Below are 13,995 nucleotides of genomic sequence, written 5' to 3' on the forward strand. Positions count from 1 at the left end.
ATGAAAATCGCCATCCTGGACCGTGACGGCACCATCAACGCCGACAGCGACGAGTTCGTCAAGTCGCCCGAAGAATGGCTGCCCCTGCCCGGTGCGCTGGAGGCGATTGCCAAGCTCAACCACGCGGGCTGGCATGTGGTGGTGGCGACCAACCAGTCGGGTCTGGGCCGCGGGCTATTCGACATGGCGGCGCTGAACGCCATGCACGCCAAGATGCACAAGCTGCTGGCGGCGGCCGGTGGCCGCATCGACGCGGTGTTCTTCTGCCCGCATGCGCCCGACGAGGGCTGCCATTGCCGCAAGCCGGCGCCGGGTTTGTTCGAGCAGATCGGCGAGCGCTTCGGCATCGAGCTGCACGGCGTGCCGACGGTGGGCGACAGCCTGCGCGATCTGCAGGCCGGCGTGGCCGCAGGCTGCGAGCCGCATGTGGTGCTGACCGGCAAGGCCGCTGCCTACCGCGGCCATGCGACATTGCCAGTCGGCTTCCCGGTAGGTACCTGGGTGCACCAGGACCTGCTGGCGTTCGCCAACTTCCTCATACAGCGCGAGTCGGCCGCCAAGGCCGTGGCGTCTTAATGCTATTGAATTAATAGCTGCTTGCGCATATGGAATATGTGCCAACTACCTAAAAGATCAAAAAATGTCTCTGTTGCGTTCCGTTGTACACATGCTTTGGCTGGCGTTGACCGTCATCCCCTGGGCCCTGGCCGTGTTGGTGCTGGCGCTGTTTGCCGGCCCGACCCGCATCTACTGGGCCTGCGCGCGCTGGCTGAAGCTGGCCGTGGACAGCGGCACGGTGATTCTGGGCATCCAGAACCGCATCACCGGCATGGAAAACCTGCCCACCGGCCCGCTGGATTCGGCGGTGTTGCTGTGCAAACACCAGTCCACCTGGGAGGCGCTGCTGATGCCGGCCATCATGCCGCGGCCGCTGGCCTATGTGTTCAAGAAAGAGCTGCTGTGGGTGCCGTTCTTTGGCTGGGCCATGGCCTGCATGGACATGATCCACATAGACCGCAGCCAGGGCAGCCAGGCCTTCAAGAAGATGGTCGCCTCCGGCAAGCGCCTGGTCGGCCAGGGCACCTGGATCATCCTGTTCCCCGAAGGCACGCGCATCGACCGCGGCCAGGTCGGCGAGTACAAGACCGGCGGCACGCGGCTGGCCATCCAGTGCGGCGTGCCGGTGATCCCCATCGCCGTGACCTCGGCCAAATGCTGGCCGCGCAAGGCCTTTATCAAGACCCCGGGCATCGTGGACATCTCCATCGGCAAGCCCATCCCCAGCGTGGGTCGCCGCCCGGACGAACTGATGGCCGAGGTGCAGGCCTGGATCGAGGCCGAGATGCGTCGGCTCGACCCCGAGGCGTATCCGCCGCGGTAATTCAGCGACCGTTGATGCGGTCCAGCAGCTTCTGCAGTTGGTCGTTGGCGGCGCTACGTTGGTCGGTGTCGATCTGAAACTGCAGTTCGTGCAGGAATAGCGAGGCCCGGACCCAGGCGTCGCGCATGCCCTGCAGGGCCTCGGCCAGCGCGCGCAGCGGTGCGCCGTCGGCATCCTCGTGCGGTGCGCTGCCAGACATCAGAACACGCTCCATTCCTCTTCATCGGCAGCCGCCTTGGCTTTGGGCAAGGCTTGGGGGGCTGCCGGTTTGCTGGACAGTGTCGGTGGGCGGGCTGCGGTGATGGCCGGCTTGGGGGCTTGGAGTGGCGCCCGTTTCGGCGCACTGGCCCGGGTGGCCAATGCTGATGGGCCACTGCCACCGGGCAGTTGGAACACTGCCACGGTGCCCACCAGCTCGTCCGCCTGGTGGTTGAGGCTGCCCGCGGCAGCGGCCATTTCTTCCACCAACGCGGCGTTCTGCTGCGTTACCTGGTCCATCTGGATGATGGCCTCGCCGACCTGCGATACGCCGCTGCTTTGCTCGCTGCTGGCGGCGCTGATTTCGCCCATGATGTCGGTGACGCGGCGGATAGAGCCAACCACCTCGGTCATGGTCACGCCCGCCTGGTCTACCTGGGCCGTGCCTTGCTCCACGCGCTCCACGCTGGCGTTGATCAGCACCTTGATCTCCTTGGCGGCTTCGGCCGAGCGGCCGGCCAGATTGCGCACCTCGCTGGCCACCACCGCAAAGCCGCGGCCTTGCTCGCCCGCGCGGGCGGCTTCGACGGCGGCGTTCAAGGCCAGGATATTGGTCTGGAAGGCAATGCCGTCGATCACGCTGATGATGTCGGAGATCTTTCTGGACGAGTCGTTGATGCCCTTCATGGTTTCGACCACCTGGGTCACTACTTCGCCGCCGCGGATGGCCACTGCACTTGCGTTCTGCGCCAGCTGGTTGGCCTGGCGCGCGTTGTCGGCGTTCTGTTTGACGGTGGCGTTGAGCTGTTCCATCGAGGCAGCGGTTTCTTCGAGCGCACTGGCCTGCTGCTCGGTACGGCTGCTCAGGTCGTTGTTGCCCTGGGCAATCTGGGCGCTGGCCGCGGCCACGCCCTCGGCATTGCTGCGCACATGGCTGACGGTGCGGATCAGCGACTCCTGCATGCGCTGCACCGAGGCCATCATGCTGGTGCTGTCGTTGGCGCGCACCGGCACCGGGGTGTCCAGCTTGCCGTCGGCCACACGCTGTACGGCCTCGTTGACCTGCGCGGGTTCGGCGCCCAGGGCGCGGGTCAGGCTGCGGGTGATGGTCCAGCCCAGCAGGCCGCCCACCGCCGCGATGGCGGCGGCCAGTGCGACCATCAGCATGGCATAGCGGTTGGCATTGGTCGAGGCTTCGTTGGCCAGGCCTTTGCTCTGGTTGTTTTGGTAGTCCGTTACATCGTCAACTGCCTTGAAAAGCGTACCCTGGGTGGACCGCAGGGAGCCGACCAACTGGTCTGCCGCTTCTTGGGCCTTGCCTTGTCGCGCCAATTCGACAACCTGGTCAATTCCTTGTTCGTAAGGCCCTCTTGTGTCCATGATGGTTTTCAAGAACTCGCGGCCTTTGGGGTTGACGGTACTTTTGTCCAGTTTGCCCAGCAGCTCGGTATTCACTGCCCGCATGGCGGTGATGGTTTTCAGTTCGGCTTCGTGGAACGCAGGGTCCTGCTTGAGCGCGATATTGCGGGCGGTGCGGGCAATGGTGTTGAAGTTGTCCTTGATCTCGGAGAACTGGTCTACCTTGAGCATGCGGTTGTTGGCAATCTCGTCCAGGTTCGAGGCCATTTGCTGCATCTGCACTGCGCCCAGGGCGGCGATCACCATGCCGAGGACGATGGCGCTGCCGAAGCCCAGGCTCAGGCGGGTGCTGACTTTCAAGCGATCAAGTGCCATGGTGGTTCCCTGTGTGGATGAAGAAGAAAGCGGCCGTCGAGCCTGCAACCTAGGTACGGTGAATCTGATCTTGGTGCACCGGTTGTCCGGTGTTTTGTAATCCCTGGCTTTCGTAGCGTCAAGCCACAGGGAATTGCCGGACGTTGCAAACATCCTCCTTGTTGGGGAGCTTTTCCGGACCTTGGGTGCGTTAAGTCACGTCTGCCGGAACCCGTGCTAAGCAGCGAGTCCGGGGCAGCACGCTAAACTTTCCACCTATGCGCAACTTACTGCAATTCACCCTCGATCTATTTGGCCCTGTGCAGCCGCCAGTGCAGTCCCCGATTTCGCTCCCTGTTTCCCCTATGAATAGCAAGAAGAAAAAGGCCAAGGCCCCGACCCACGCGGCCTTGGCTGCGCCGGAGCTGGCCACGGATGCCATGCAGTTGGACAATGCCGCCGCGGGCCAGGTGCTGGCGTCGCCGCATTTCGCGCACCCGCATGCGACCCGCCAGGCCCAGCTGGGCAATGTGCTGGTGGCCTATGCGTTCAAGCGGGCCAAGCGCCGCAGCATCGGCTTTGTCGTCGGCGCCCAGGGCCTGGTGGTGAGCGCGCCGCGCTGGCTGCCGCTGGCCGGTGTGGATGCCGCCGTGCGCGACAAGGGCGGCTGGATCGTGCAGAAGCTGGGTGAGGCGCAGGAGCGCCATGCCCAACAGCAGGCCACGCGCATCAGCTGGGTCAATGGCGGCACGCTGCCGTACCTGGCGCAGCCGCTGGTCATCGACCTGGTGCCTACGCAGCGCGGTGCGCTGCTGAATGGTGGGGTGCTGCAGCTGGGCCTGCCGCTGGATGCGCCGCCCGACAAGATCCGCGCAGCTGCGCACAAATGGCTGCTGGCCCAGGCGCGCGTGCTGTTTGCCGAGCGGCTCAACCACTTCGCCCCGCAACTGGATGTGCAGTGGACCCGGCTGGCGTTGTCGAGTGCGGCAACCCGCTGGGGCAGCGCCAATGTGACCGGTGCGATCCGCTTGAACTGGCGCCTGCTGCACCACCGCATGGAGGTGATCGACTACGTGGTGGTGCACGAGCTCAGCCACCTGCGCCATATGGACCACAGCGCGCGCTTCTGGGACACGGTGGGCTCGATACTGCCCGGCTACCCGGCCCTGCGCGCAGAGCTGCGCAGCTTGGCTATCCCCAAGTGGGAAGATTGTTGAACACCCCCAGGCTTGCGCCGCTACTCGGCGCTTAGGCGCTGACGGGAAGCTCTTCGCTCTCGCCAGGCACCAGGCCGTGCGGATAAGCCAGCGGCGTAGGGCTGAAGCGGTACACGCCGTCGTCGCTGCGTCGGCGCTGCAAATACCCGTCCAGCCATAGCTTGTGCAGATGCGCAATCGCCTCGCCCATGGCGAAGGTGGTCTGGTGCAGGTCCAGCTGGCGTTTGAACAGCACAGGCAGGATGTCGGCTGCACTGCAGCTTTGCTGGTCGCGCGCGAACGCCATCACCCGGCCCAGGTGGTCGCGGTGGTGGTCGTGCAACTGCTGGATGCGCGTGTGCAGGCCCTGGAAGGGTTTGCCGTGGGCCGGCAGGGTCAGGGTGTCGGTGTCCAGCGCGGCAAACTTGTCGATCGAATCCAGAAACTGCTGCAGCGGGTTGGATTCCGGCTCCATGTCGAACACGCTGACGTTGGTGGAGATACGCGGCAGCATCATGTCGCCGCCGATAAGAATGGGGAAGGATTTGTGCAGGATGCCCTGCGTGTCCGTCTGGGCGCTGACGGCATTGCGCGCCGCCCCCTGCTGCACATCTGCGCAGTACAAGGCGATGTGCTCGGGCGCGTGGCCGTAGCCGCTGATGCACTGCCAGTCGCGGCCGCCGATGCGCAGGGTCTGGCCGTCCTGCATGCGCACAAAACTCGGCGGCAGCGCCGGCACCATGGCGGCGTAGTAGCTGGTGCGGGCGCTGATCTTGGCGATGGCCTCCGGGTCGGTCAGGCCGTGCTTCTGGAAGAACGCCGCTGCCCCGGCGCCGCCGTTGCCGCTGGTGTGCAGGCTGTGGTGGTAGGCGGTGAAGTAGTCGGTGGCGCTGATCCACAGCGGCGCGTTCCAGCGCTCGCACAGCCAATAGGCCAGGCCAATGTGGTCGGGGTGCATGTGGGTGACGATGACCCGCAGAATCGGCAGGCCTTCGAGCTGGGTGGCAAAAATCTCTTCCCACTGGGCGCGCGATTCGTCGCGGCTGATGCAACAGTCGACCACGCTCCAACCCGCGCGGCCGTCGATCTCGTCGCGCAGCAGCCACAGGTTGATGTGGTCCAGTGCAAACGGCAGCGCCATGCGGATCCAGCGCACGCCCGGTGCCACGGCCAGGGTCTGGCCTTGCGCGGGCAGGGCGTCGCCCAAGGGGTAGTGCAGTTGTTGTTCCAGCAGGTTCATGGCGGTATAGTTGACGTTTACGTAAACGTCATTTTAGACACCATGGCGATCAGCACCTACAGCATCAGCGACCTGGCCCAAGAGTTCGATCTGACCACCCGCGCCATGCGCTTCTACGAAGACATGGGCTTGCTGCAACCCGAGCGCACCGGCCCGGGCGGCCGCACCCGCGTCTACAGCGCCCGCGACCGCGCCCGACTCAAGCTCACCTTGCGCGCTAAGCGCCTGGGCCTGAGCCTGACCGAGGCCAAGGACGTGATCGACATGTACGACAGCCCGCGCGACACCGCACCGCAGCTGCAGAAGTTCCTGCTGGTGCTGGCTGCCCACCGCGAGCAGCTGGAGGCGCAGCTGGCCGAACTGCTGGCGAACATCGACGAAGTCAAAGCCCACGAGAAAGAGGCGCGGGCCCTGCTGGGCAAAAGCGCCAAAAGCAGCAAGGCCGCCAAGCCCCTGGTTTAGGGCGCAGGCTTGGCCAGCGGCTGGCCTTTTTCCACCACATACACCCCGACCAGCTTGATCGGCGCGCTGCCGTCGTTGTGCGCGTCATGCACCACGCCGGCGGGCACCACAAACGACTCGCCGGCCTTGACGATGCGCGGCGGCTGGCCGTCGACCAGCAGCGTGGCCTCGCCCTCCAGCACATAGCTGATTTCGTCACCGGGGTGCGTGTGGCGGCCGGCTTTGGCGCCGGGCGCTACCTCGACCCGCGCCACCACGGCCTCACGCCCGGGCACCGACACATCGGCCCGGCCCACCAGGGTGCGCTGCAAGCCGCTGTTCTGGGCCATGGCGGCACCGGCGCAGGCCAGCCCCAGCAATAAAAGCGTGCGCGCGGCGGTGGTGGTGAATGCTTGCATGTCTGTCTCCTGCAAAGTGTTGGGTTTGTTGTTGGGTTGGCGGGACGCTCCCGCCCGCGCATTCTCTGCCCAGCGGGCGGATTTGTGTACAGATTCCCCAAATGCGGCCAGCATAGCTATACTTTACGTTGACGTAAACGTCAACTCAAGAAACGGCCGACACGATCGGCCGATAACCCGCAGGAGACAAGCCATGCAATTGCCCGGACTCGACTTTCAACTCGGTGCCGACATCGACGCGCTGCGCGATGCGGTGCGCACTTTCGCCCAGGCCGAGATCGCCCCGCGCGCGGCCGACATCGATGCGACAGACCAGTTCCCCATGGACCTGTGGCGCAAGATGGGCGATCTGGGTGTGCTGGGCATCACCGCGCCCGAGGCTTTTGGCGGCGCCAACATGGGCTACCTGGCGCACATGGTGGCGATGGAGGAGATCAGCCGCGCCAGCGCCTCGGTAGGCCTGAGCTACGGTGCGCACAGCAACCTCTGCGTGAACCAGATCAAGCGCAACGGCAGCGATGCCCAGCGTGAGCAATATCTGCCCAAACTGATCAGTGGCGAGCACGTGGGCGCGCTGGCCATGAGCGAGACCGGTGCCGGCAGCGATGTGCTGTCGATGAAGCTGAAAGCCGAAGACCGCGGTGACCACTACCTGCTCAACGGCAGCAAGATGTGGATCACCAATGGCCCCGATGCCGACGTGCTGGTGGTCTATGCCAAGACCGCACCCGAGCTGGGCGCGCGCGGTGTCACCGCCTTTCTGGTCGAGAAATCCATGCCCGGCTTCTCGGTGGCGCAAAAACTCAACAAGCTGGGCATGCGCGGCAGCCATACCGGCGAGCTGGTGTTCGACAACGTGGCCGTGCCGGCCAGCCACATCCTCGGCGGCCTGAACCAGGGCGCCAAGGTGCTGATGAGCGGGCTGGACTACGAGCGCGCCGTGCTGTCCGCCGGCCCCATCGGCATCATGCAGGCGGTGATGGACAACGTGCTGCCCTATGTGCACGAACGCCAGCAGTTCGGCCAGAGCATCGGCGAATTCCAGCTGATCCAGGCCAAGCTGGCCGACATGTACACCACCTTGCAGGCGGCGCGCGCCTTTGCCTACACCGTGGGCAAGAACCTGGACGCGCTCGGCCCCGACCACGTGCGCCAGGTGCGCAAGGACTGCGCCTCGGTGATCCTGTGGTGCGCCGAAAAAGCCACCTGGATGGCCGGCGAGGGCGTGCAGATCTTCGGCGGCAACGGCTACACCCTGGACTACCCGCTGGGCCGGCTCTGGCGCGACGCCAAGCTCTACGAGATCGGCGCCGGCACCAGCGAGATCCGCCGCATGCTGATCGGCCGCGAGCTGTTTGCCGAGACGCGCTAGCGTTTGCTATTGAATATGTAGCTTCTTGCGCAAGTGGAATATGCGCTGCAGGCCGATTTTCTATCAATGACGGTCTTGGGGGCCGGCGGCGCTTCATCCGCGCTTCACCTGCCTGTCATCTGCGGTTCATGCGGCCGGAAACGATAATGCCGCATGTTTCGCAAACGCCTTACCGTCGCCCTGGGAACCCTGGCTTGCGCCGCACTGCTGCAGGGCGGCGTGTCCTTGTGGGCCTTGCAGGCGGCCGGCGACAAGGTGTACCGCGGTCGCGTCGCCAGCGATGTGCTGGCGGGTTTTCTCGAGCTGTACGGCACCAAGCAGCGCCTGCGTGCCTGGCTGTCGCAGTCCCTGCTAGGCGCGCCGGTAGCGCCGCAATTGCGCGAGCAGCTGCAAAGCGAGATGGCGGCCACGCTGGACCGGCTGGACGCCATGGCCGTGCTGGCGGCCGAGCTGGACGGCGACCGCGGCGCCCTGCAAGCCGAACACCGCCAGCGCCAGGAAGACCTGCGGGTGCTGCACCAGAGCCTGGACGAGCTGCGCATCGCCATGGCCAGCGTGCAACCCCAGCCGCCGAACGACAGCTCGGTGGCGCTGTGGTCGGAAATCACCCGCGTGTTCGATGTGTCCCAGGGCCGCGACCTGCGTTCGCTGCTGGACCGCAACATCGCGCGCGAAAAGGCCGCCGTGGCGCGCGATCGGGCGGCCGCCGACAGCTCCCTGGCCCTGGTGCGCACCCTGGCCCTGGGTGCGGCCACTTCGCTGGCGCTGGCGGCCGCGCTGCTGGCGCTGTACTTTGCCCGCGCGCTGCGCCAACCGCTGGAAGAGCTCAGCACCGGGGTCGAGGCTTTGCAGCGCGGCGAGCTGCAGCACCGGATTCCGGCGCACCGGCACGACGAGTTTTCGCGCTTTGCCCAGCGGGTCAACGCCATGGCCGGCGAGATCGCCCACCACCGCGAGCGTGAAGTGGAGGCCCGCCACCGGCTGGAGGACCTGGTGCAGGCCCGCACCGCCGAGCTGCAGGATGCATTGCAGACCTTGCGCCAGCTCGAAGCCCGGCGCCGCCAGCTGTTTGCCGACATCAGCCACGAGCTGCGCACGCCCACCACCGTCATCCGCGGCGAGGCCGATATCGCCTTGCGCGGGCAGGACAAGCCTGCGGGCTACTACCAGGGCGCGATGCAGCGCATCGTCGGCGCCGCCCAGCAACTCGGCGGCGTGATCGACGACCTGCTGACCATGGCGCGCACCGACATCGATACGCTGGCCCTGCACCGCGAACCGCTGTCTGTGGCCGCACCTTTGCAAGAAGCGGTGGAGCAGGCCCAGACCCTGGGCCTTGAGCACCGGGTGCAGGTGGAGTACACAGCGTCGGCAGAAGACTGGCGGCTGCTGGGCGATGCACAGCGCCTGCGCCAGCTGTTCACCCTGCTGTTGCACAACGCCGTCCGCTATTCGCATTTTGCGGGCGTGGTGCAGGTGCAGGCCTCGTGCGTGGCCGACGCCAGCGGCGCAGCCTTGTGGCAACTGCATGTGATCGACCGTGGCATAGGCATCAGCGCCGATGACCTGCCGCGCGTGTTCGAGCGCAACTTTCGCGGTGAAAACGCCCGGTTGCACCGCACCGATGGCAGCGGCCTGGGCCTGGGTTTGCCGATTGCGGCCATGCTGACCCGCGCCCACGGTGGCCACATCGAGATCGACAGCCAACCCGGCCAGGGCACCAAGGTCAGCTTGCGTTTGCCCCTACTGGTAGAACCCGTTTATGAACATACTGATCGTTGAAGACGACGCCCGCGTGGCCGATTTTCTGGACCGCGGCCTGCGCGCCGAGGGTTACCGCACCCAGGTGGCGCGCAACGGCACCGACGGCCTGGCCCTGGCCCGCCAGGTGGCCCAGCAGGCCCGAGAAGACGGCACGCCCACCGTCATGCTGCTCGATCTGATGCTGCCCGGCATGGGCGGGCTGGAGGTCTGCCAGACCCTGCGCGCCGCCGGCGTGGCCCTGCCCATCCTGATGCTCACCGCGCTCGGCACGCTGGACGACCGGGTGTCCGGCCTGCGCCTGGGGGCTGACGACTACCTGGTCAAACCGTTTGCGTTCGAAGAGCTGTTGGCCCGCATCGAGGCGCTGATGCGGCGATCCCGCGACCTGGCGCCGGCCAATGCGTCCCGGCTGGAGGTCGGCGACCTGGTGCTGGACCGCGATGCCATGCGCGCCAGCCGTGGCGGCCAGGCGCTGACCCTGACCGCGCGCGAGCTGGCCTTGCTGGAGCTGCTGATGTCGGCGCCGGGCCGGCTGTTCAGCCGCGAGCGCATCTTGTCGGCCGTCTGGGGCACGCACGAGGACCCGCTGACCAATGTGGTCGACGTGTACATCCGGCGCCTGCGCAGCAAGATCGACGACGGCCAGGCCCAGCCGCTGATCCACACGTTGCGCGGCCTGGGCTACCGGCTGGAGGCGCTGGGCTGAGGTCACGCTGTTCATCTGGCGTTCATGCCAACGTCAGCCAGGCTTAACGCCGCCAGCAGGCTGGGGTTCATGCCCGGCTTCGACACTTCTTTCACTGCAGCAGATAGCCCGCTGCAGGTTTTGCCCGACCGGGCCAACCCATGAAAGAGTGCACACCATGAAGTCTGTTACCACCCGTTTGATCCCCGCTGCCGCCTTGTTTGTCGTGCTGGCCACCGGCACCGTCCAGGCCAGTGCGCAGAGCTGCCAGACCATCAGTGAAAAAGAAGTCGCCGGCTTGTTCGATCGTTGGAACGATTCGCTGAAGACTTTGGACCCCGCCAAGGTGACGGCCAACTATGCCCCCGATGGCGTGTTGCTGCCCACGGTGACTAACCAGCCGCGCAGCACGCCGGCCGACATCCAGGACTACTTTGTCAAGTTCTTGAAGAACAAGCCCCAGGGCGTGATCGACAAGCGTTTCATCAAGATTGGCTGCAATGTGGCGCAGGATGTGGGCACCTACACGTTTACCTTCAAGGACGGCTCCAAGGTCCATGCGCGTTACACCTATGTGTACGAGTTCAGCAACGGCCAGTGGTTGATTGCCAACCACCACTCTTCCGCCATGCCGGAAAAGTCTTAAGAACCTGTTTTCGGCATATTGGGGGCCACGCAGCAGTCTTCTCGGGAGGGGCTGGTAGGCGCGGCTCGCCGCCCATAGCCGGCTATGGGCAAGAGTCGCAACGCCCCAGACTGCCCGAGAAGGCTGCTGCCCTGCGGGTTGGGGAGAAATCGGGCGATTTGTCCGCCATCACCCTTGCATGGGCAGGCAGCCCAGGCTGCAGGCGCTGACAGCCAACTCATCCCGATTGCTCCCCAACGCGGCCTCCAATATGCCGAAAACAGGTTCTTCTATGCAGGGCCGGTATCGGCCCTGCCGACCGCTTGGCGGGACACGGCAAAATATCCCCCCATGACCCATTCCATTCCCGATATTTTTTCCAACAACCGCGCCTGGGCGGCCCAGATGGAGCGCCAGCGGCCCGGTTTCTTCACCGAACTCACCCGCCAGCAAAAGCCCAAGTACATGTGGATAGGCTGCTCCGACAGCCGGGTGCCGGCCAACGAGATCATGGGTCTGGACCCGGGCGAGGTGTTCGTGCACCGCAATGTGGCCAATGTGGTGGTGCATTCGGACCTGAACGCGCTGTCCACCGTGCAGTTCGCGGTGGACGTGATCAAGGTTGAGCACATCACCGTGGTCGGCCACTACGGCTGCTCGGGCGTGGCGGCGGCGCTGGCCGGCCAGCGCGTCGGTCTGGCCGACAACTGGCTGCGCCACATCCAGGATGTGCGCGACCGCCACTGGCACCTGATCGACGCGATCCCCGAAGGCCACCGCCACGATGCGCTGGTGGAGTTGAACGCCATCGAGCAGGTGGTGAACGTCTGCCAGAGCACGGTCATGGTCGATGCCTGGGCGCGCGGCCAGAAGGTCAGCGTGCACGGCTGGGTCTACGGCATCCACGACGGCCTGCTGCAGAACCTGCACATCACCGTCAGCGGCGTCGAGGCGCTGGAGGCCGCGTACAAGGCGGCGATTGAAGGTGTTTCGCGGGCTGCGCGCAATTAGAACCTGCGTGACTAGCTATTGAAAATGTAGCAATCCATGTTTCCCCAGCGCCTGGACTCCCCGCTCGCCTACGAGATTGCCAAGGCGATGATGGACGGTTTCAACCGGCATTACCGCTTGTTCCGCAGCGAGTCGGCGCGCGCCAAGCACCGGTTTGAAACGGCGGACTGGCACGGCCAGCAGCGGGCCCAGCGCGAGCGCATCGAGTTCTACGACCTGCGGGTGCGCGAATGCTCGACCCGGCTGGAGCGCGAGTTCAAAGCCGGCGAGCAGGGCATGGATGTGTGGCAGCAGGTCAAGCTGCACTACATCGGCCTGCTGGTCGACCACCACCAGCCCGAGCTGGCCGAGACCTTCTTCAACTCGGTCACCACCAAGATGCTGCACCGCAGCTATTTCCAGAACGACTTCATCTTCGTGCGCCCGGCGGTCAGCACCGAGTACATCGAGAACGCCGAGCAGCGCCCCACCTACCGCGCCTACTACCCGACCCGCGCCACGCTGGGCGCAGTGCTGCTGCAGCTGCTGCAGGACTTCGACTTGCAGCGCGCCTTTGCCGACCTGCCGCGCGACATTGCCTGCGTGCAGGCGGCGCTGCAGCAGCAGTTGGGGGAGGTCACGTTGCGCGCCAATTTCCAGATCCAGGTGCTGAGCGGCCTGTTCTTCCGCAACAAGGGCGCCTACGTTTGCGGCAAGCTGATCAACGGCTTCCAGGAGCACCCGTTTGCGCTGCCCATCCTGCACGACGCCGAGGGCAGGCTGGTGATCGATGCCGCGCTGTTCGGCGAAGACGACATGCTGCTGCTGTTCAGCTTTGCGCGCGCCTACTTCATGGTCGACATGGAGATCCCCAGCGCCTATGTGCAGTTCCTGCGCAGCATGATGCCGCGCAAGCCGCGCAATGAAATCTACAACGCGCTTGGCCTGGCCAAGCAGGGCAAGACCCTGTTCTACCGCGACTTGCTGCAGCACCAGCGCCATTCGAGCGACAAGTTCCGCATCGCGCCCGGCATCAAGGGCATGGTGATGCTGGTCTTCGACATGCCTTCGTTCCCCTATGTGTTCAAGCTGATCAAGGACTATTACCCGCCGCAGAAAGACACCAGCCGCGAGCAGATCAAGGCCAAGTACCTGCTGGTGAAACAGCACGACCGCGTGGGCCGCATGGCCGACACCCTGGAGTACAGCGGCGTGGCGTTGCCGCGCGCGCGCTTCGACGACGCGGTGATCGCCGAAATTGAAAAGTTCGCCCCCAGCCAGCTGGAGATCAGCGACCGCGATGCGGATGGCCAGCAGGAGGTGGTGATCCAGCATGTCTACATCGAGCGCCGCATGATCCCGCTCAACATCTACCTGCAGGAAGCTTTCGACGCCGGCCCGGACGACCGCCGCGCGCGCGCCCAGATCGAGCGCGTGGTGCTGGAGTACGGCAATGCCATCAAGGACCTGGTGGCCGCCAACATCTTCCCGGGCGACATGCTGTGGAAGAACTTCGGCGTGACGCGCCACGGCAAGGTGGTGTTCTACGACTACGACGAGATCGAATACCTGACCGACTGCAACTTCCGCAAGCTGCCGCAGCCGCGCACCGAAGAGGAAGAGATGAGCGGCGAGATCTGGTACAAGGTCGGCCCCAAGGACGTGTTCCCCGAAACCTTTGGCCCGTTCCTGCTGGGCAATCCGTTGGTGCGCGAAGCCTTCATGCGCCACCATGCCGAGCTGCTGGAGCCCAGCTTCTGGCAGGCGCACAAGGAGCGCATCCAGGCCGGCTATGTGCACGACGTGTTTCCCTACGAGCAGGACAAGCGCTTCAACCCCGGCCGCTGATCGCGTACACTGCGACCCGCCCGGGGTGTGCAGTGAGCTGCGCTGAGATGGAAATCCAAACCCGCGAACTTGATCTGGTTCATACCAGCGTAAGAAGAGCTTGACGACAGCGCCCCTTTGCGG

General features: G+C 65.2%; 14 protein-coding genes. 10 read left to right on the top strand and 4 right to left on the bottom strand.

Translation table 11 applies throughout. From position 1 onward, the window contains the following. Together gmhB and J2X19_RS23845 are read left to right on the top strand one after the other, a co-directional pair. Positions 1-576 carry a D-glycero-beta-D-manno-heptose 1,7-bisphosphate 7-phosphatase gene (gmhB, locus tag J2X19_RS23840; protein ID WP_310376987.1) on the top strand — a complete coding sequence of 192 codons (576 nt, stop codon included), beginning with the start codon at positions 1-3 and terminating at the stop codon, positions 574-576. Between the two features lie 64 nt (positions 577-640). Next, positions 641-1,381 (top strand): lysophospholipid acyltransferase family protein, encoded by a 741-nt coding sequence (locus J2X19_RS23845; protein ID WP_310376988.1) that lies wholly within the window; start codon positions 641-643, stop codon positions 1,379-1,381. 1 nt (position 1,382) lies between these two features. On the opposite strand, the gene J2X19_RS23850 is transcribed toward J2X19_RS23845, so the two are convergent. Next, a complete protein-coding gene (locus J2X19_RS23850) occupies positions 1,383-1,580 on the bottom strand; it encodes a hypothetical protein (RefSeq protein ID WP_116607411.1) in 198 nt (65 codons plus the stop codon). Next, positions 1,580-3,313 (bottom strand): methyl-accepting chemotaxis protein, encoded by a 1,734-nt coding sequence (locus J2X19_RS23855; protein ID WP_310376989.1) that lies wholly within the window; start codon positions 3,311-3,313, stop codon positions 1,580-1,582. The genes J2X19_RS23850 and J2X19_RS23855 overlap by 1 nt, the downstream gene beginning before the upstream one ends. Before the next feature lie 257 nt (positions 3,314-3,570). On the opposite strand from J2X19_RS23855, the gene J2X19_RS23860 reads away from it, so the two are divergent. Then, entirely contained in the window at positions 3,571-4,509 is a 939-nt protein-coding gene (locus J2X19_RS23860) for a M48 family metallopeptidase (protein ID WP_405048740.1), read from the top strand. A gap of 31 nt (positions 4,510-4,540) precedes the next feature. Here J2X19_RS23860 and J2X19_RS23865 read toward each other — a convergent pair whose 3' ends face one another. Next, positions 4,541-5,728, bottom strand: coding sequence for an MBL fold metallo-hydrolase (locus tag J2X19_RS23865; RefSeq protein ID WP_310376991.1), 1,188 nt, complete (start codon positions 5,726-5,728; stop codon positions 4,541-4,543). 42 nt (positions 5,729-5,770) lie between these two features. On the opposite strand from J2X19_RS23865, the gene J2X19_RS23870 reads away from it, so the two are divergent. Then, positions 5,771-6,190: a MerR family transcriptional regulator gene (locus J2X19_RS23870; protein WP_310376992.1), complete on the top strand. Its 420-nt coding sequence runs from the start codon at positions 5,771-5,773 to the stop codon at positions 6,188-6,190. Here the strand turns inward: J2X19_RS23870 and J2X19_RS23875 are convergent. Further along, positions 6,187-6,588 carry a cupin domain-containing protein gene (locus tag J2X19_RS23875; RefSeq protein ID WP_310376993.1) on the bottom strand — a complete coding sequence of 134 codons (402 nt, stop codon included), beginning with the start codon at positions 6,586-6,588 and terminating at the stop codon, positions 6,187-6,189. The genes J2X19_RS23870 and J2X19_RS23875 overlap by 4 nt on opposite strands. Positions 6,589-6,781: 193 nt before the next feature. On the opposite strand from J2X19_RS23875, the gene J2X19_RS23880 reads away from it, so the two are divergent. The 6 genes from J2X19_RS23880 to aceK all read left to right on the top strand — a co-directional run bounded on the left by J2X19_RS23880 (position 6,782) and on the right by aceK (position 13,872). Beyond that, positions 6,782-7,960, top strand: coding sequence for an isovaleryl-CoA dehydrogenase (locus tag J2X19_RS23880; protein WP_116607406.1), 1,179 nt, complete (start codon positions 6,782-6,784; stop codon positions 7,958-7,960). A gap of 153 nt (positions 7,961-8,113) precedes the next feature. After that, a complete protein-coding gene (locus J2X19_RS23885; protein WP_310376994.1) occupies positions 8,114-9,742 on the top strand; it encodes a sensor histidine kinase in 1,629 nt (542 codons plus the stop codon). Further along, positions 9,723-10,430, top strand: coding sequence for a response regulator transcription factor (locus tag J2X19_RS23890; protein WP_310376995.1), 708 nt, complete (start codon positions 9,723-9,725; stop codon positions 10,428-10,430). Before J2X19_RS23885 ends, J2X19_RS23890 begins: the two co-directional genes overlap by 20 nt. 157 nt (positions 10,431-10,587) lie before the next feature. Beyond that, on the top strand, positions 10,588-11,055 hold the full coding sequence (locus tag J2X19_RS23895; protein WP_310376996.1) for an SgcJ/EcaC family oxidoreductase: 468 nt from the start codon (positions 10,588-10,590) through the stop codon (positions 11,053-11,055). A gap of 330 nt (positions 11,056-11,385) precedes the next feature. Then, complete coding sequence (gene can, locus J2X19_RS23900) at positions 11,386-12,045, top strand: carbonate dehydratase (RefSeq protein WP_116607402.1); 660 nt, start codon at positions 11,386-11,388, stop codon at positions 12,043-12,045. 36 nt (positions 12,046-12,081) lie between these two features. Further along, entirely contained in the window at positions 12,082-13,872 is a 1,791-nt protein-coding gene (aceK, locus tag J2X19_RS23905) for a bifunctional isocitrate dehydrogenase kinase/phosphatase (RefSeq protein ID WP_310376997.1), read from the top strand. The last annotated feature ends 123 nt before the right edge of the window (positions 13,873-13,995 follow it).

Source organism: Rhodoferax ferrireducens, assembly GCF_031458075.1.
Classification (GTDB): Bacteria; Pseudomonadota; Gammaproteobacteria; order Burkholderiales; family Burkholderiaceae_C; genus Rhodoferax_B; species Rhodoferax_B ferrireducens_A.